The sequence below is a fragment of the Papillibacter cinnamivorans DSM 12816 genome (assembly GCF_900176335.1).
Lineage (GTDB): Bacteria > Bacillota > Clostridia > Oscillospirales > Oscillospiraceae > Papillibacter > Papillibacter cinnamivorans.
Map to the genome: position 1 here is coordinate 45,492 of NZ_FWXW01000009.1, position 17,920 is coordinate 63,411.

Genomic DNA, 17,920 nt, shown 5'->3' on the forward strand with positions numbered 1-17,920 from the left:
ATTTCATCAAGCTGCGATATAAAAACATCCGTTTTGCTTAATCATTTAACACAATTATTTCCCCTGCGTTTCTTTATAATTTATATATTATTTTATTGTGCTTAAAAACACAAATTTATTTACAGACGGCGGCTGTACTGATTTTCCATCACAATAATGGATACTGGCAAATAATAAAAAGTTCCCCCTTCGTAATCTTGCGATTGTGCAAAATGAAATGCATACGGGAGGTGAATTTATGGGATTTGCGAATTGCTTCGAAGGAAATACGCTATTGGGCATGGCAAAGGCCATATCGGATTCGTGCCTTCCGTATATGATCCGTTTTACCAACCGTTCTTCTGCGCTCAATCCGGCCGGATTTGCCCCCAAGCCTCTCTGATTCAACAAGATGATGGGATTTCACATGCTACTAAATGCATGCAAAAACGGAGGTCCCGGATTCAGTCCATAAGCGATTTTTGTTCCGCAGTTTATAAAATAATAAACAGCTTGACTTGGGAGCAACAAGTGTTATACTTTCATTAAACGCATTTGTTGAATGTCTTTAATGAAAGCATTTAACGGATCAGATTGTAATACGGCGCGGATCAATATCTTCGGAACAGGGGGGTGTGGAAATATGACGGTAGCCGGATTGCCGGCAGGGCAATGAATCTGCAGCGATTATACCAAACATGAACGGGGGTGCATCGGATTATTGGACTGATAAAACCAAAGCTGCAAGCGTATTGGATGTTTCTCGTGATAAAAATAAGGAGGTGCCACTTTGAAGAAACCATTGTCAGGCTACCGCGTAATTGAACTGAGCACTTATGTTGCAGCACCCACCGCAGCCAGACTTTTGACGGATTGGGGCGCTGAAGTTATCAAGGTTGAGAGTCTTGCGGGCGACGTCTGGAGATTTTATGGGCCGGCCTGCAAATGTCCCGCCACCGAGCAGGAAAATCCGCTTTTCGATATATACAATGCAAACAAAAAAGGGATCGCCCTGGATATGAAGGACGCAAAGGGAAAGGAAATCCTGTTCCGGCTTCTGGATACTGCGGATGTATTTCTTACAAACAACCGGCCGCAGGCGCTTCGTAAAATGGGAATCGATTACGAATCCATCAAAGAAAAATACCCCAGGCTGATTTACGCTTTGCTTACGGGCTATGGTCAGGCCGGACCGGACTGCGACATGCCCGGATTTGACGGCGTTGCGTTTTTTGCCCGTTCCGGACTGCTGGCGGATATGGCCGAGCCAAGCGGGTACCCGGCAAGCCCTCCGGGCTGCGTCGGTGATTCCAGCACCGGGAACACTTTATTCGGCGGCATTTGCGCGGCGCTGCTCGCCCGCGAAAAAACGGGCCAGGGTGATTTGGTCGAGATCTCTCTTTTTGGAAATGCGGTTTGGCTTTGCGGCACGATGATGACGGTTACGCAGGATCAATATAACGATCCTTATCCTAAAAAGCGTACCCAGATGCAGCCGATATATACGTTTTATCAGTGCAGCGACGGAGAATGGATTTCTCTTGCCATTTTGGAATTCGAGCGCTATTTTAAACCGATGTGCAGGGTCCTGGATGTGCCCGAGCTGGGCGAGGATCCGAGGTTCTGTGATACCGTGACCGCCCTGAATAACCGTGCGCAGCTGATTCCTCTGCTGGAGAAAGCTTTCAGCAAGTTTAGCTACGCAGAGGCCAGCGCGCGGCTTCGTTCCGTTGACATCGTCTTTGACCGCCTTCGTCACTATAAGGAGCTGTGCAAAGACGAACAGGCGATTGCAAATGACTATGTGCGGACGATTTCGTTTGACAGCGGAAATACGGCGGTCCTTCCCATGGCTCCCATCAAATCGCGCAGCGTCGGCAAGGCGGACTGGAAGCGTGCTCCCTTGCTGGGCGAGCATACGGCTGAAATTCTCAGGGAGCTTGGATATACCGCCGACGAGATTGCGGCAATGAAAGAAGCAGGGATTATTAAGACGAAATAGACTATCAATTGTGGAAAACAACCGTGATTCAATACACATGTCCTGTTTTCAGGCCATATTTATCAGTCTGAGCGAAACAGATTGCCTGTATAATTCGTATTGATTATGAAAGGATGACCAAAATGGGATATCTATTGACCGAACAGCAAGAAGAACTGCGAAGCATGATAGACGAATTTTATACCAAAGAACTGGACCCGCTGATTCCTGAGTATGAGGAGAAGGGCGAGACCCCCATGCAATTTGTGAAGCAGGGGATTCAAATGGGCCTGCACGCCATGGACATTCCCGAGGAATACGGCGGCATGGGACTGGACGATCGGACCACCACGATCCTGGTAGAGGAAATGGCCCGGCATGATGCCGGCGTCAGCTCAGCTTTTACCATTACCGCCATGGCGATGAAGTGCGTGCTGGAAATGGGCAGCGAGGAACAAAAAAGACGCACGGGAGCCCTGATTACAGCCGGAAAAATCGGAGCCTTCTGCCTGACCGAGCCCCAGGCGGGTTCCAATGCCGCCGCTTTAAAGACCAGCGCGGTCAGGGACGGTGACCACTATGTCATCAACGGTACCAAGACCTTTATTACCAACGGCGGTATCGCGGATTTCTTCATTGTCATGGCCATGACAGACAAAAGCAAGGGCGTCAAGGGCATTTCGGCTTTTATTGTGGAAAGGGGTCCCGGCGTGTCCTCCGGAAAGCATGAGAATAAGATGGGCATGCGGCTCTCCAACACCACCGAAGTGGTGTTTGAAGATGCGGTCGTTCCCGCTGAGAATCTGCTGGGCAAGGAAGGTTTTGGCTATATTACGGCCATGAAGGCTCTGGACGGAGGCCGCGCCTCCGTTGCGGCCTCCGCCATCGGAATCGCGCAGCGGGCCCTGGAAGAAGCCGTCAAATACGCAAAGCTTCGGATCGCGTTCGGCCAGCCTATCGGCAATTTCCAGGCCGTTCAGTTCATGATCGCCGATATGGAGGTTGGTATCGAAGCATCGCGCGGTCTGGTGGAAAAGTTCCTGGAGAAAAAGGAAAGGGGACTTCCCTATGCTAAAGAAGGCGCTATGTGCAAACTCTTCGCCACGGATACGGTCATGAAGGTCACGACAGACGCCGTTCAGATTTTTGGCGGATACGGATACAGCAAGGATTATCCGGTGGAGAAGCTGATGCGCGATGCAAAGGTTTATCAGATATTCGAAGGCACCAACCAAATCCAGCGGATGGTCATTGCAAAGTTTACCGACAGCGAATATTGATTGCTGCGTTCCATCTTCGGATGTTTACCTGGGAGGTTGACGAAAATGACAGAATACAAGGCAACCGGAAAGTATTACGAAGATTTCAAAGTCGGCGATGAATTCTGCACGGTGTCGCGCACCATTACGGAAGCAGACATTGTAAACTTTGCGGGAGTATCGGGAGATTTTATCCAGCTGCACACCAGTGAGGAATACGCAAAGGGCACTGTACACAAGGGACGTATCGCCCACGGGCTTTTATCGCTGGCAATTTCAACGGGGGAGGTCAGCCAATCCGGCTTGTTTGACGGCACGATCCTTGCTTATCTGAACACCAGTGTTGATTTCAAGTCCGTCGTCCGGATCGGCGACACCATACGAACCATCATAAAAGTAGTGGAGTTGAGAGAAACCAAAAAACCTGGAGTTGCAGTGATGAAAACAGCGGGCCAGGTATACAACCAGAACGATATCGTAGTCCTGGAACATACCGATACCGTCATGATTATGTGCAGGCCCACAAAATAGGGAGGCTGCTATGTTAAAGAAACCGGAATTTACGCACTTTACATTGGAAGAACAAGAGGGAATCGCGATATTTACGATTTCCAGGCCCGAAGCTCTCAATGCTCTGAACCAGGCCGCCTGGACCGATCTTCTGAATTTTGCGGAATACCTGGAAAAGGCGGAGCATCTGCAGGTGGGTATCATTACCGGTGCCGGTGACAAATCGTTTATTGCCGGAGCGGATATCAACACCCTGACCGGCATGGTTCCCATGGATGCGGTCAATCCGCCCTGCACCGACCTCGGCCAGGCACTGATCCTGTTGGAAAGCTGCTCCAAGCCCGTGATTGCGGCCATCAACGGCTATGCGCTGGGAGGCGGTTTGGAGGTGGCGCTTGCGTGCGATTTCCGTATCGTATCCGAAAATGCCGCCCTGGGGCTGCCGGAAGTCGGTTTAGGTCTGATCCCGGGCGCTGGCGGGACACAGCGTCTGTCCAGATTGGCAGGCATTGGAATCGCCAAGGACATGATACTGGCGGGCAGAACCCTGTCGGCCCAGGAGGCGGTTACGCACAATCTGGCAATGAAGGTGGTCCCCCGGGAAGATTTACTGGCAGAGGCAGTGAAGCTTGCAAAATCTCTTGCCAAGAAAGGTCCTTTGGCTCTGCGGTTGGGTAAGCAGGCAATTAACCGCTCTTTGGATGTGGACCTGAAGACGGCGCTTTATATTGAGAACCTGACCTTCGGCATGCTCCTGAGTACGGATGACAAGCGGGAGGGGACCCGCGCCTTCATCGAAAAAAGAAAACCTGCCTTCAAGGGAAAATAACCCCGCCTGTTTAAAAAGCCCCGCGCACGGTGCAAATGAAAGTCGCATCGTTTTTCCCGGCGGCCAGTCACATGGTTTTGATCTTTCCATCAACGGCTTATGTCAATTTTGGATCGAATCGGTACTAAAAAGCGCCTGCGGCTGCCGCGCAGGGTAAGGCACTTGCTTTCCGTGCGCAGCCGGATCTCATTCCATGCGCCTTTTCATTTTCAGTGCCGGCTGTTGCATGAAAAACAGCCGGCACTGAGAGTGTCAAAAACTTTCGCTGTGGGAGAAAAAACGGGACGGGCTTCTTGCTCGTTTTAAGGATTTAAACCTCTGCGATACCATTGCCGCCGCAGCAGAATGTCGGAGCGGCGGGATGGGTCGTTCACCCTTGTTTGACAGTGCCCTTTGAACTCGGTATAATGAATTGGCATATTTTGAAAAAGCGTATTGCGTGTGGGTATATCGCATTTCAGTTCGTTTATTTTATAATAGTGAGGGTAAAAAATGAACCGTAAAACCAAGGAAAAAACCAGGCAGGAACAGGCGGAGGAAACCAAAGAGCGAATCCGACGGGTGGCCTTGGAACTGTTTTCGACAAAAGACTACGGTACCGTTACGGTCAGTATGATCTGCCGCGCCGCGCACGTTTCAAACGGTCTGCTGTATAACTACTTCCCATCCAAAGAATCCATACTCCTGGATGAATTTTACAAGGCCGATCAAAGATACCTGGAAATTGAACGGAGTTTTTATGAGGGCCAGCCGGCAAAGGAAAGAATGCTCCTGCTTATGCAGGCAATCTGGGGAAGTGTGTGCCATTCCGGAATCCTCAGCCAGCGCGCCATTCGGGTTGCGTATATCAATATCCTGAAGAACGGCGTTTCTGAGGCTTTGAGTCTTGACCGCCCGGTCTGGGCGATAACGAGAAATATCATTCATTATGCAAAAGAACGGGGAGAACTGCGGGCGGGGTATTCCAGTTTTGATGCCTCGCTGCTTTTTACGATTTTAAGTATAGGCTTTGTTTCCACGAGTCTTTGGGATATCGTGCAGAAAGACGTAGATGGATATGAAAAGGAGTTTTTCCATGTGATCGATCTTGCGCTGGACGGAGTTTTTCAAAACCCGGACGGCTTATGAATACTTGCTCCATTGCTCCGGGGGATTTCATGCTTCTATTTTGCCAAAGGGAATGCCGCACGTTTAAATTGAACCTTCGCCGCCAGTCAAAACACTTCGGAATCGTGAGATTCCGCGGTGTTTTTCTGTTTTTTGGTATCTTTTAATGCGGGAGAGCAAAAATCCCGTATGCGGATGAATGGATGTTTGAGAATATTGGAGCAGATTCAGCCCACAGCCGGATTGTATGGCCTGGTGCAATGGAATATAACTGCAATACTGAACATATTCATTATTTAACTTGTGGCTCAATGGAATATATAATATAATAATAGTATCTTACTTTTCCCTTAATCAACTGCCCAATAAAAATCGTTTTAAGGAGGTATCGATATGGATTTGAAAAAGGTGTTCAAGCCGAAAAGCGTGGCAGTTGTCGGAGCAAACGACAGGGAAGGCAGCTTCGGGTATTTTGCCGCGAAATACGCGCTGGCAGGAGAAGGCGCGGACAGGGTGTATTTCGTACATCCCGAAAGAAAGGAACTGATGGGCAAACCCTGCTATCCTTCTTTAAGCGCCCTGCCCGAGGTGGTGGACTGCGCCGTTCTCTGCACGCCCGGCGGCACGGTACCTTCCCTCATCGACGAGGCCGGAAAACTGGGCGTCAAAGGCTCTGTGGTTTTTGCCAGCGGTTTTTCCGAGGAAAAAGAAGCGGAAGGCAAACGGCTGGAAAAAGAACTGGTCTCCCTGGCCCGGAAATACGATATGGCGGTGATCGGTCCCAACTGCGTTGGAATCATGAACAACATAGACAAGAAAATGCTCTGGGGCGTGGAGACGACCTACGAATTCAGCGGCAATACCGGCGTGGGGGTCGTGGCCCAGAGCGGCTTTATCACCAAATATTTGTCGGAAGCGGGCTTCGGCATGTCCTACATGACCTCCTCCGGCAACGGAAATGTTGTCACCATCGAGGACGTGATGGATTTCTACGCGGAAGACGGGGACGTCAGGGTCATCTCCGTGTACCTGGAAGGAATCAAAAAGCCCGCGGTTTTCGCCTCGGCTTTGAAAAAGGCGGCGCAGAAAAAGAAACCCGTCATCATCCTGAAAAGCGGCAGAAGCAAAAAGGGCTCCGCGGCCACGGTGTCCCATACCGGAAACCTTTCGGGAAGCGGGCAGGTGTACGACGCCGTGTTTGAAAAGTTCGGCGTGGTGGTTGCCGACGACTTTGTGGACCTCATCGCCCTGACGAAGATGTTCACCCATCTCGGCGGCAGGCTCCCGCGCAAGGCCACCCTGGCAAGCCTGAATCTGTCGGGAGGCGAGACGGCGGTGTGCGCGGACCTGTCGGAAAAGTACGGCTTGGTTCATCCCGAATTTGACGAAGGCATTAAGATACTTCTTACACAGCTCCTTCCTCATTTCGCCACCCCCAATAACCCTCTGGACGCCACCACCGGGATCATGTACGACGCGGAAAGCAATAAAAAAATCTATAAAGCCCTGCTGCAAAGCGAGGATATCGGCATCGTGACCACAGGTGTCAGCATAGAGGCGGAAAAGGCCCGCACCTCCGACACGCAGATCGACGGCATATGCGCAGCCGTGGACGAGGTAACGCTCACAAAGCCGCTGATTGTCCTCCCGTCTTTTGAAGGCGGCAGGAACCCCGAATACATAAAAAGGCTGGGGGAAAGGGGCATTTTCGTGCTTACGGGGGGAGAAAAGGGATACAGTCAGATCGCTTCCCTCATAAAATTCTCCCAGTACGACTGCGCAAAGAAAACGCTGGAGCTGGCCCTTTCGGACACGGACGTAAAAGCGACGGAGACGTACGCGCTGAGCGAATTTGACAGCAAGGAAGAGATAAAAAGATTCGGCGTCAGCATACCCGCCCAGGCGGTTGTGTCCTCCGTGGGCGAACTGGAAGCCGCCCTGGAAAGAGATTTCGGATACCCAGTGGTGCTGAAGGTAAATTCCGCCGACATCCTGCATAAAACGGAGGCGGGCGGTGTAAAACTGAATGTCCAAAGCAAAGAGGAGGCCGTCGCGGCCTATGAAGAGATTCTGAAAAGCTGCCGGGCCTATGATCCCAAAGCGAAAATCGACGGGATTCTGCTTCAGGAGATGGCGCCGAAAGGGCTGGAGATCATTGTCGGGGTCAACAACGACCGGCTCTTCGGCCCCATGCTGCTGGTGGGACTCGGTGGTATCTTCGTGGAAGTGTTCCGGGACGTCGCCCTGTATCCGGCGCCGATCAACCGGCAAGAAGCTCTGGAAATGCTGACCAGGCTGAAGGCATATAAGCTGCTTGCGGGGTATCGGGGAAGCGCCCCCCTGGATATCGGCGCCCTTGCCGATCTGCTGGTCGCCGTCGGCGATTATGCCGTGGCAAACCGGGATACGCTCAAGGAACTGGACTTGAACCCGGTGTTTGTCTATGAAAAAGGCGTAAAAGCGGTAGATACGGTGATCGTAAAGTATAAATAATATTCCGCCGAACAAAAGCTTTGGGATAAGACGCCGCCCTCGCGGGAAACCATATTGACCGGAAACCGGCAGGAGCGGCCCCGATTCTTGTCCAATCGGAGCTGCTCCTGCCGCTCGAATGTAAATTGGTTTCTGCCTCATCGATTGGAAGAAGGAGGCCCTGATTTCACATAAAATCAGGGCCTTTTCTTACCGATGCAGCCGATTTATGGAATTATAATAGATTTCAATAAAAATGTTAATACAACAGGTGAAACAGTATGGTTGTCCCCCCGCCGGAGGCGGGGGGACAACCATACGTCTTGTTTAGTCTTTTTATCGGATAATGGAATTATAATATATTATATTCTATTATTATATGAATAATATATTGACTTTTGTAATACGAAGTATTATAGTTTTCATTACCACATTATATGATATTGTTAACTACTATGTGGAGTCGCAATTACCAGTGAAACGGCGGACGGAGCTCCTTTTCTGCCGGATGATCTCCGCCGGATTCCATACACCCGATGGAAAGTAAAAAAGCAATATAAATGGAAAGAGGAAGATATATATGCGTTTACCCAACGGTGTCACGAAATTTGCCATCCAGGAAGCGGTCGATTACATCACAAAAAATCCGGATAAGAATCTGCCCAAGCTCATAGGATGGGTGGACAAATTCTCTAAGGGCGAGTTCCCGGATCAGCGGAAGACCGTCCGCGCCGTTATCGAAGATCCCAACCATCCCTATCACAACTACCTGATGTATCTTCTGCACGATATCGATAAGGACTGCCTGAAAACCTTTTTTGTGAATTTTATACTCAACGCCAGCCTCATCGGCTGGAGAAGGCAGGATTACTACCGGGACAAGTATAACTGCAATGTCCCGTGGGCCATACTGCTGGACCCCACCTCCGCCTGCAATCTTCACTGCACCGGGTGCTGGGCCGCCGAGTACGGCAACAAGCTGAACCTTTCCTTTGAGGAGATCGACAATATCATCACCCAGGGCAAGGAACTGGGCGTCTATTTCTATATTTATACCGGAGGCGAGCCCCTCGTCCGCAAGAAAGACCTTATCGCCATCTGCAATAAGCACCCCGATTGCGAATTTCTAAGCTTCACCAACGGCACGCTCATCGACGAGGAGTTTGCAAACGACATGCTGCGGGTGAAGAACTTTATCCCGGCCATTTCCATAGAAGGCTTCGAGGAGGCCACCGACGGCAGGCGCGGCCAGGGCACCTACCAGAAGGTCATCCGGGCCATGGAACTGCTTAAGTCCAAGCGGCTTCCCTTCGGCATCTCCTGCTGCTACACCCGGGCAAACATGGATTCCATCACCTCCGAAGAATTCTACGACAAGATGATCGAGATGGGAGCCCTGTTTGTGTGGTATTTCCACTATATGCCGGTGGGAAACGACGCGTCGGTGGACCTGCTGCCCACTGAGGAGCAGCGGAAGGAAATAATCCGCCGCATCCGGGACTATCGCGACCGCAAGCCGATCTTCGCCATGGATTTTCAAAACGACGCCGAATACGTGGAGGGCTGCATAGCGGGCGGCCGCCGGTATCTCCACATCAACGCCAACGGGGATGTGGACCCCTGCGTGTTCATCCACTATTCCGACTCCAATATCCGCGAAAAAACGCTGCTGGAAGCCCTAACGTCTCCGCTTTTCATGGCCTATCATGATGGGCAGCCCTTCAACGACAACATGCTGCGCCCGTGTCCCATGCTGGAAAACCCGGAAAAGCTGCGCGGGATGGTCTCCAAAACCGGCGCCAAATCCACCGACCTGCAGTCTCCGGAATCGGCGGAGCACCTGTGCGCCAAGTGCGACGCATATGCCGCCTGCTGGGCGGCCGCGGCGGAAGAACTCTGGGAGGGCAGCCCCAATCAGGAGCGTTTTCTTGCAAAGCAGGAGCGCCTGGGAAAAGAGACGGAAGCCCGCCTTGCCGGGAAAAACGCCGCCGTCCGGTAAGAAAAACTTTAAAAGCCGTCCTGAAGCCCGCTCCGGCCATACTGCCGGCTGCGCGCTTCCCAATCGGTCCCATCACCGAAAAAACCCTGTAACTGTAGAGTTACAGGGTTTTTAATTTACAAATCCCCGCTGCGCTTCAGCTCCCGGCTCAGGCGCAGGGCACGCTCTATGGCCTGGTCCATATCGTAGTACTGAAAATCGGCCAGTCGGCCGCACAGGCGCAGGCTGTCGATTCCCTCTGCCGCCCGCCGGTACTTTTCATAAAGCGCGGCGCTCTCTTTGGTATGAACGGGATAATACGGCTCCCGCCCCTCTCCCGACGGCAGCGGAAATTCCTTGGCCGTGATTGTCCCGCCGCGCGCCGCCTGTGGGGGGAACTTGCCGTATTCGGTGATACGGGTATATCCCTTCGCTTCCGGATAAGCCACGATGGGCGCCGGCTGCGCGCCGTCCGCCGTGTGCCGTTCCCACTCAAATCGCAGCGATCGGTAGGGCAGGCGGCCGAAGCGGTACCCCAGCAGCTCGTCCAAAGCGCCGGTGTAAAAAACGGTTTTGTCCGTCGGAACGCCGCTGATCCGCAGCAGGCCGTGCTCCGGGTCGGCCTCGAAAACGGAAAGCGCGTCGGTTTTTAGCCGGATGCGGATATTGGGGTGTGCCGTCATCTCTTTCAGCACGGCGGAAAATCCTCCCGCCGGCATCGCCTGATACGGGTCGTCGAAATATCCGTCCCGATAGGAAAAGACCACCGGGACCCTCGCCAGCACCCCGGGATCCACGCGCTCCGGCGGAATACCCCACTGCTTGGCGGTATAAAGGCTGTAGTCATGCCGGAAGAGAAACTCTCCGAATCCGCGCACCGCCGCGTCCGGGGAGGAGAGCAGCTCGAGAACTGCCGCCTGCCCTCGCCCCGGAAAGGCGCTTTGCAGGTGCGCCTTGATATTCTGCGCCTCTGCAGGGCTGAAATAATCGTCCGCGGTCTGAAAATTGAAGGGTGATGGGGTCGTTTTCCCCAGCATTTCAACGCGGCAGGTCAGGCGGTAGGGGATCCACTCGCCGAACTGCGTGATGTATGCAAACAGCTCTTCCTTATCGGTGTGAAACGCGTGGGGCCCATAGATCTGCACCCGAATCCCCGTCTCCTCGTCGACGCGGTCGAAAAGATTGCCGCCGGCCTGCTCCCGGCGCTCCAAAATCAGAACCTTTTTCCCGGCTTCGGCCATCTCCCGGGCAATCACGCAGCCGCAGAGCCCGGCACCGGCGATAAGGATGTCGAAGTCCTGCGGCATCATCCGTTCTCCTTGATCCAGCGGAAGGTGCGTCGCACCCCCTCGGCAAAGGAGATCTCCGGGGAAAATCCGGTATCTTTGACCAGGGCTGCGGTGTCGAAGGCCTCCGGGGAAAGCTTGGCTCCGGTATAGGGCAGACTGCCGAATTTAAGCTCCCGTCCGGGCGCCAGAATCCCTCCCAGTTCCTCTAAATATTCTCTCAGCGGCCGCGGGAGGCCGCTGCCCACGACGTAGGAACAAAAGGGCCGCCCCAGACAGCCCAGGAGGCGGAGGGCGCGCGCCGCGTCGGCCGCGTGGATGAAATCATACAGCTGCGTGCCGGCGGTGAATTCCAGCGGCTCGTCCATGAGGATCTTCCGTATCGTATCGTTAATCAGACGGACGGACCTCTCCCCCTCGCCGTAGGCGTTGGTCAGCATGGGCCAGACGTGCTCGATCCCCAGCTGGGCGCAGCGTGTTTTGGTGGCGCAGTGGGCAAAAAACTTGCCGGCACCCGCGAGGGAATCGGGGGAGGGCCGGCTGCCCTCCAAAGCCATGGCTGCGGCGGTTTCACGCTCCGCGATGCTGCCCATTCCCACAAATCGCCGGCACCCCAGCGCGGCGGCGGCTTCCGCCGCCTTCACCGCTCCCGCGGCGTTGTTCAGCTGAGACTCCGCGCTGCCCCGCGCAGGCCCGGATACCCCTGTCCATGCCAGGTGGTAAAAAACCTCCGGATCCGCCCCATTCAGCATTTTAGGGAGCAAACGATAGTCCGCCATGCCGCAGCGCAGGGTATGAACCCCCGGCATGCGGATATCCCTTTGCTGCGGGGATTCGGATACTGCAGCGTAAACCTCGGTGCCCTGTGCGGTCAGTTCTCTGACCAGCCAGCTGCCCACAAATCCCCCCGCTCCTGTAACGACCGCGCTTTTCATACCATCCCTCCTCCGCAGCCGGAGAACGCCTTTGCCCGTCACCAGACCAGCTCGCCCTCAGCGCTTGCCTTGATATGCTCCAGGAAATAGCCTACGCCCTGCACAACGTCGATTTTCGGCCGGTATCCCAGCAGCCGGCGCGCCTTTCCGAGATCGGGGCAGCGGCGGTTAGGGTTGTCCGTGAGATACTTCTCGTCAGAGTGCTTTTCAAAGCGGATGTTTCCGGTATAGCCGAAGATCTCCCGCCCGGCCCGGAGATAGATTTCCGCCAGCTCTGCTACGGACAGCTCCGGCCGGTCCATACCGATGTTGAAGGTGTCGTATCTGCCATATAAAGCAGCCTTGATAAAGCCGGGTACGGAATCGGAGATATAGCAGAAGGTGCGCGTCGGCGTACCGTCCGAGTAGATTTCGATGTCCCGGTTGCGCCTGACCGCGTCCGCAAAGTCGGCGGGTACCCGCGCGTCGTTTAAGCGCATGCCCGGGCCGTAATTGTTGAACGGGCGGACCACCGTCAGCGGCATGCCGTATTTTTCCGCAAACAGGGAGCAGAGCGTCTCCCCGAAGCGCTTTCCTTCGTCGTAACAGGCCCGCGGCCCGTTGCAGGACACGCTTCCCCGGTAATCCTCCGCGGTGGGGATATGCGCGGGATCCGGGTCGCCGTAAATCTCACTGGTAGAAAAATACAGCATCCCCCGGATGTTTCTGCTTTTATAAAACTCCAGCAGCATTCGCAGTCCCCAGACGTTGGCGTCGATGGTCTCCACGGGATACCGCCGGTAAAACACGGGGGAGGCGATGGATGCCATATGGAAGATATAATCCGCCCGCTCCGCGCCTGCAGCATCCCCCAGATCGTCCGACGCGATGTCGAACCTGCGCAGCGTTACCTGACCGGCGCCGTCCATTTCCTTCAGCCAGTTGGGGTAGCCCATACGGAAGCTGTCAAGGCCGATGATCTCGCGGATCCCCAGCTCCTCCCGGTAGCGGGTGAAGAAATTCAGCAGATAAAAGCCGAAAAATCCCGCGCAGCCGGTAAACAGGAGCGTAGTGCCGGCAAATTTAGCCCGTTCGCCGGCGGTTAAGTCTTCGTAAATCCGGGCGAGGTCCGCCCTCACAACAGCGTTCATTGTTGACACCAGCCCTTCTGTATCGCCGGCCCGAAAACCGGAGCGCCCGGGAAATCTCCCTCCGCCGGAACCAAATCGTCGGAGCGCCGTCCCGCTCCTCGCGGCCGAATCCCAATGCGCGCGCGCCGCCCTTCGTTTTTCACCGATTTGCAATCAAAATATGCGGGTCCTCCTGGGGAGACAGCCAGCGGAGGATCTCCAGCATGTCGTCCTCCCCAACGCAGATACACCCGTGACCGGACTTGCTGCCGCAGTGCAGGAAGATTGCCGAGCCCGCTCCGGCCACCGTATCCGGGTAATAGTTGTACTCAATCACCAGGGCGTAGGCATAGCTTTTGGGGTATTCCGAAAGATGTTCCGCGCTGCTCCAGTCCTGCCGTTCCGTGCCCTCCACCCACTGATTGTAGAAAACGGAGGAAGGGTCGTCCACCCAGTACACGTTCTCGGTCACCGGCCTGTATTCCAGCTCGGTTTCCGGCTTCGGGCTGTTCCCGAAGGCAAACCCCAGCCTGAAAAGCCCCGCGGGCGTGCATTTATCTCCCTCCCGCTTGTCTTCCGTCACGCCGTTTTGACCCAGATGCCCGTCGAAGGAATACCGCAGCGACCAGATGCCGTCCGAATTCTTGTCGTAGCAATAGATCTTTGCATCGGAGCCGTCGGCGGCCGCCAGAATCACCTGGCCGAAGGTCATGTCTTCAAAAGACAGCCCCATGCTGTCCGCCAGCCTGCTCAGCAGCGGAGGCTGGCCCGCCGTTTTTTTCCCGCCGCTTTCGGATGTCGGAATGTCTGATGAAGGTTCGTCGGTTATGAAAGAAGACGGCGTGACGGGGGACATGGTACGGCTCGGTTCGGCGGATGGATCGGGCGATGCGGAAGCCGTGATGGCCGCAGGGACGCTTCCGGTATCCGTGACGCCTGCTTCCGATGCCGCCGGCTTCCCGCCGCAGCCGGACAGAAGCAGGGCCGCAAAGCACAGCAAAAACAGGTATAAAAGGATTCTCCTCATTTTGTTGAACTGGCCCATCCCGCTCTCACACCCGTCTGTGAAGGTTTGAATCGATTGCTTTGATTCCATTATGTCCTGCCCGGGACTGCGGTGTCAACTTGAAATACCCGCCACCGGACAAAAAACAGCAAAAACGCTCTGTATTGTAAAAAGTGGGCGATTGCGATAAAATGGTTCGGTGGAATATTCCGGCTGTACGGAGGATAAAACGGGATGGATGTCAGAGCGGCGTGTCCGGAGGATCTGGACGCAGTCATGAAAATCTATGAATCCGCCAGGCGCTTCATGTCGCGCAGCGGCAATCCGACGCAGTGGGGCGCAGCATATCCGGAACGGGCGCTTCTTGTGGATGACATCGGTAAAAAGCAGTGCTACGTCTGTACCGACGGGAAGGGGATTCGCGCGGTCTTCGTTATGCGGATCGGCGAGGATCCCACCTACACGGTCATTGAGAACGGCGCCTGGAAAAACGACGCGCCTTACGGAACGATCCACAGGCTTGCCGGAGACGGCACAACCGCGGGGGTCACGAATCTGTGCATAGAGTTCTGCCGGGACAAAATTCGGAATCTGCGGGCCGACACCCACCGAGACAACCTCATCATGCAGCACCTTTTGGAAAAGAACGGATTCGAACGGTGCGGCACGATCTATGTGGAAGACGGAAGTCCCCGAATTGCGTATCAGTCCGCCGGCTGATTGTTACACAAATTATTGTGGTTATCCAGCTGCCCGCGCAAACCATAGGTTTGCGCGGGCAGCTTTAATAGAATTGTTCATGTGCCTTTGAAAAACATCTTCTCATTTATCAATCTGGTTGCTAGACTTAACAAAACCGCAAATAAGCAAATAAGCTTAATATATAATTATTAAATTAATTATATATTATTTTTTTCTTGACATTTACTTAATTATTATGATATAAATTTAGCAATGCAGATATTGCCGGCATATGCAGGGGGTGATGTTATAACAAATCAAAACATGATAACCGCGGGATATCATCTGCTTTCACTCATTTTGCAGTTTAAGACGCCTGTATGATCGATTCTATTCGATTGGCAGCGCACTCAATTAAAAAGATAACGGAAGGGAGTACCTACATGGACCTTATAGCGTTACTCGCCGCTTTTTGCGGCGGAGCTTTCGGTGCGGCATTCGGTGGTCTGACGGCATTTATCATTGTGGGAATCGTTGGAATAGGCGGAGTAGCCGCCGGAATGAGCGGAGCAACGTTTAATTGGCTTGGATTGATTCCTTTTGGTTCTTTCTATGGTCCCCACATCGCATTTGCTGGAGGAGTCGGCGCAGCGGCGTTTGCAAAAAAAATGGGGTATTTAAAAGCTGGAAATGACATTTTTACTGCACTCGTAAGCCTTAAACAACCTATAGTTTTGGTTGTTGGCGGATTTGTAGGGGTACTTGGCTATATCCTCAATTTCAGTTTTAATGCTGTCTTTCCTGGAAAGGTCGATACCGTGGCTCTAACTGTATTTGTATCTGCAATTATCGTAAAAGTAATCTTTGGAAATCATGGACTTGGGGATATCTTCGGAGAAACACCGGCAGAGATAAAAAAGTTAGGTGGAAGATTCAGTATTTATTCCACCGGTGTATGGATTCCTTATGTCAACACTGCGGCGGAAAAAACCGTCATCGGAATCGCCGCCGGCGGCGGTGCAGCCTGGCTTACTTACGTAATGATGCAGGATCCCGCCGCGGCACCATATGCAATATATATACCTTTCTTGCTTTCGGTTACTTCTCTTATTTGGCTCCAGATAGGGGTCAGTATTCCTGTGACGCATCATATCAGTCTCTGCGCCTCCTATGGAATGCTGATCAGCGGGGGCAACCTTGCCTGGGGTCTCGCAGGAGGAGTGATTGCCGCATTTATGGGCGATCTGGTGGCAAAATTGTTCCATATTTACGGCGATTGCTGGGTGGATCCCCCTGCCACAGGAATCGCCTTTACCTCTGCCATACTCTTTGGCATACTGCCTCTTACGGGAGTCTTCAGTCTGACCGGCGCTTCCTCTTATATTGTTCCCGCTGGAATCGTAGCGGCGGCGATACTGTATAGTATCGTGCAAAGTGCCGCCATGAAATCTAAAAAGCAGGTGGAGTATGTTCCTGTGCCCTGAGATATGATATTTCTTCTTTCCCCCATCCCGGCCGGCACTGGCCCTGGTCAGATCCGGCCGGGATTTTCTATTTACCGAATCGGATTTGAAAATTCGAAACGTTTAAGTTGTATTAGGTTCAAGCGCTTTACTTAATATATAAATATTTAATTAATATATTCTTAATTTTGCTATTGACATTTACTTAATTTTTGTGATATAAGTTTAGTTGGGCTGACAAAGCAACAAAGTTAAGGAGGAAAAGTTATGTCAAACAAAATCAACAAGGTCAATTGGGAACTGATTGAGGAGTACAAGAAGAAGGAAGATTTCATGTGCATCTGGAACGCATATGGACTTCCCGAGGTCACCGACCCGACCCACACCGCTTACGCCACCTCCGATGTGGACGTACAGCCCAGATGGAAGACTTGGGATAAGATCCCCATTTCCACCACCATTACCGGAGCCTTTTACAGCAAGCGCGTAAACCCGAATCATCCTCAGACGCCCGAGGAAATTTATCAGTCCGCCAGGGAGGTCTGCCAGGCCGGAGCGCCCATCGTACATATCCATGTCCGCGACAAGGACGGATACAGCGTCCTGGATCCGAAGCTTTTTCACAGTGTTATCGATCCCCTGCGCAAGGAATTTCCGAAGACCGTGTTTGACGGCTGCATGGTGCCCTTCCAGGCCGGCGAGTGGGCGAAGATGATCGAGTGCCTGCAGGACGGCCTCCTGGATGTGACTCCCATCAACACCGTTGCCGCTTACTGCGGAGATACCCTCTTCTGCAAGCCTCCTCATGTCATGATCGAAAAAACCCGTATCGTCCAGGAGTACGGCGTAAAACCCCAGATCGCCGTGTATTCCGACGGAGATATCGACAACGCCGACCGTTATCTCATCAAGACCGGTTTGCTGGATAAGCCCTATCACTGGATCATTCTTCCCACCCTGCCGGGCGGAAGCCCCATGCAGAGCCCCCACGCCATGGTCACCGGATTCATTCACCTCTATGATCAGATTATGGCGATTGACCCCGATTCTCAGATCATGGTCTGCGCCGCCGGCCGGGCCTCCAGCCATCTGGCCACTCTTGCCGCCATGATGGGCTGCGCCATCCGGGTCGGCATGGAAGACACCGTCTGGAAATGGCCTCATAAAAATGAAAAAATCACCAACAACGCGGAGCATTTCAAAACCATGAAGCAGTTGGTTTCTCTTCTGGGCCGCGAAGTCGCCACCTCCAACGAGTATCGTCGTTCCATCGGCCTGCCTGAGAAATAAAGTCTTTTCCCGCTGACAGGCGGTAAATAAATAAT

General features: G+C 53.2%; 15 protein-coding genes. 11 read left to right on the forward strand and 4 right to left on the reverse strand.

The genetic code is table 11. The annotated features are described in order from the left end of the window. The first annotated feature begins 238 nt into the window (after positions 1-238). The 8 genes from B9A13_RS14155 to B9A13_RS12015 all read left to right on the forward strand — a co-directional run bounded on the left by B9A13_RS14155 (position 239) and on the right by B9A13_RS12015 (position 10,136). Positions 239-382, forward strand: coding sequence for a hypothetical protein (locus B9A13_RS14155; RefSeq protein WP_159448133.1), 144 nt, complete (start codon positions 239-241; stop codon positions 380-382). 387 nt (positions 383-769) lie between these two features. Next, positions 770-1,981: a CaiB/BaiF CoA transferase family protein gene (locus tag B9A13_RS11985; RefSeq protein WP_084235400.1), complete on the forward strand. Its 1,212-nt coding sequence runs from the start codon at positions 770-772 to the stop codon at positions 1,979-1,981. A 122-nt stretch (positions 1,982-2,103) separates the two neighbouring features. Continuing rightward, positions 2,104-3,240 carry an acyl-CoA dehydrogenase family protein gene (locus tag B9A13_RS11990; protein WP_084235401.1) on the forward strand — a complete coding sequence of 379 codons (1,137 nt, stop codon included), beginning with the start codon at positions 2,104-2,106 and terminating at the stop codon, positions 3,238-3,240. Positions 3,241-3,285: 45 nt separating this feature from the next. Continuing rightward, positions 3,286-3,750, forward strand: a complete 465-nt coding sequence (locus tag B9A13_RS11995; protein ID WP_084235402.1) for a MaoC/PaaZ C-terminal domain-containing protein — start codon at positions 3,286-3,288, stop codon at positions 3,748-3,750. A 10-nt stretch (positions 3,751-3,760) separates the two neighbouring features. Further along, positions 3,761-4,558, forward strand: a complete 798-nt coding sequence (locus tag B9A13_RS12000) for an enoyl-CoA hydratase/isomerase family protein (RefSeq protein WP_084235403.1) — start codon at positions 3,761-3,763, stop codon at positions 4,556-4,558. Positions 4,559-5,050: 492 nt separating this feature from the next. Continuing rightward, a complete protein-coding gene (locus tag B9A13_RS12005) occupies positions 5,051-5,686 on the forward strand; it encodes a TetR/AcrR family transcriptional regulator (protein WP_084235404.1) in 636 nt (211 codons plus the stop codon). A gap of 372 nt (positions 5,687-6,058) precedes the next feature. Next, positions 6,059-8,158 carry an acetate--CoA ligase family protein gene (locus B9A13_RS12010; protein WP_084235405.1) on the forward strand — a complete coding sequence of 700 codons (2,100 nt, stop codon included), beginning with the start codon at positions 6,059-6,061 and terminating at the stop codon, positions 8,156-8,158. A gap of 559 nt (positions 8,159-8,717) precedes the next feature. Further along, a complete protein-coding gene (locus tag B9A13_RS12015; protein ID WP_084235406.1) occupies positions 8,718-10,136 on the forward strand; it encodes a radical SAM protein in 1,419 nt (472 codons plus the stop codon). A gap of 116 nt (positions 10,137-10,252) precedes the next feature. Here B9A13_RS12015 and glf read toward each other — a convergent pair whose 3' ends face one another. The 4 genes from glf to B9A13_RS14490 form a co-directional block, all read right to left on the reverse strand. Further along, entirely contained in the window at positions 10,253-11,425 is a 1,173-nt protein-coding gene (gene glf / locus B9A13_RS12020) for a UDP-galactopyranose mutase (protein WP_084235407.1), read from the reverse strand. Then, positions 11,422-12,336: an NAD-dependent epimerase/dehydratase family protein gene (locus B9A13_RS12025; protein WP_084235408.1), complete on the reverse strand. Its 915-nt coding sequence runs from the start codon at positions 12,334-12,336 to the stop codon at positions 11,422-11,424. Before B9A13_RS12025 ends, glf begins: the two co-directional genes overlap by 4 nt. Positions 12,337-12,374: 38 nt before the next feature. Further along, positions 12,375-13,466: an NAD-dependent epimerase/dehydratase family protein gene (locus B9A13_RS12030; RefSeq protein WP_084235409.1), complete on the reverse strand. Its 1,092-nt coding sequence runs from the start codon at positions 13,464-13,466 to the stop codon at positions 12,375-12,377. Positions 13,467-13,605: 139 nt separating this feature from the next. Beyond that, entirely contained in the window at positions 13,606-14,541 is a 936-nt protein-coding gene (locus tag B9A13_RS14490; protein ID WP_084235410.1) for a L,D-transpeptidase family protein, read from the reverse strand. 144 nt (positions 14,542-14,685) lie between these two features. Here B9A13_RS14490 and B9A13_RS12040 point away from each other — a divergent pair, with 144 nt between their 5' ends. The 3 genes from B9A13_RS12040 to B9A13_RS12050 all read left to right on the forward strand — a co-directional run bounded on the left by B9A13_RS12040 (position 14,686) and on the right by B9A13_RS12050 (position 17,885). Further along, positions 14,686-15,171 (forward strand): GNAT family N-acetyltransferase, encoded by a 486-nt coding sequence (locus B9A13_RS12040; protein ID WP_084235411.1) that lies wholly within the window; start codon positions 14,686-14,688, stop codon positions 15,169-15,171. Between the two features lie 341 nt (positions 15,172-15,512). Beyond that, positions 15,513-16,616 (forward strand): DUF7973 family transport facilitator, encoded by a 1,104-nt coding sequence (locus B9A13_RS12045; RefSeq protein ID WP_143807003.1) that lies wholly within the window; start codon positions 15,513-15,515, stop codon positions 16,614-16,616. A gap of 246 nt (positions 16,617-16,862) precedes the next feature. Beyond that, entirely contained in the window at positions 16,863-17,885 is a 1,023-nt protein-coding gene (locus B9A13_RS12050) for a 3-keto-5-aminohexanoate cleavage protein (protein ID WP_084235413.1), read from the forward strand. Positions 17,886-17,920: the final 35 nt, after the last annotated feature.

What these genes read in the sequence shown, in the direction of transcription:
- B9A13_RS14155 (WP_159448133.1), top strand. Translation starts at nt 239, where the DNA reads ATGGGATTTGCGAATTGCTTCGAAGGAAATACGCTATTGGGCATGGCA.
- B9A13_RS11990 (WP_084235401.1), top strand. Translation starts at nt 2,104, where the DNA reads ATGGGATATCTATTGACCGAACAGCAAGAAGAACTGCGAAGCATGATA.
- B9A13_RS11995 (WP_084235402.1), top strand. Translation starts at nt 3,286, where the DNA reads ATGACAGAATACAAGGCAACCGGAAAGTATTACGAAGATTTCAAAGTC.
- B9A13_RS12000 (WP_084235403.1), top strand. Translation starts at nt 3,761, where the DNA reads ATGTTAAAGAAACCGGAATTTACGCACTTTACATTGGAAGAACAAGAG.
- B9A13_RS12005 (WP_084235404.1), top strand. Translation starts at nt 5,051, where the DNA reads ATGAACCGTAAAACCAAGGAAAAAACCAGGCAGGAACAGGCGGAGGAA.
- B9A13_RS12010 (WP_084235405.1), top strand. Translation starts at nt 6,059, where the DNA reads ATGGATTTGAAAAAGGTGTTCAAGCCGAAAAGCGTGGCAGTTGTCGGA.
- B9A13_RS12015 (WP_084235406.1), top strand. Translation starts at nt 8,718, where the DNA reads ATGCGTTTACCCAACGGTGTCACGAAATTTGCCATCCAGGAAGCGGTC.
- glf (WP_084235407.1), bottom strand. Translation starts at nt 11,425, where the DNA reads ATGATGCCGCAGGACTTCGACATCCTTATCGCCGGTGCCGGGCTCTGC.
- B9A13_RS12025 (WP_084235408.1), bottom strand. Translation starts at nt 12,336, where the DNA reads ATGAAAAGCGCGGTCGTTACAGGAGCGGGGGGATTTGTGGGCAGCTGG.
- B9A13_RS12030 (WP_084235409.1), bottom strand. Translation starts at nt 13,466, where the DNA reads ATGAACGCTGTTGTGAGGGCGGACCTCGCCCGGATTTACGAAGACTTA.
- B9A13_RS14490 (WP_084235410.1), bottom strand. Translation starts at nt 14,541, where the DNA reads ATGGAATCAAAGCAATCGATTCAAACCTTCACAGACGGGTGTGAGAGC.
- B9A13_RS12040 (WP_084235411.1), top strand. Translation starts at nt 14,686, where the DNA reads ATGGATGTCAGAGCGGCGTGTCCGGAGGATCTGGACGCAGTCATGAAA.
- B9A13_RS12045 (WP_143807003.1), top strand. Translation starts at nt 15,513, where the DNA reads ATGATCGATTCTATTCGATTGGCAGCGCACTCAATTAAAAAGATAACG.
- B9A13_RS12050 (WP_084235413.1), top strand. Translation starts at nt 16,863, where the DNA reads ATGTCAAACAAAATCAACAAGGTCAATTGGGAACTGATTGAGGAGTAC.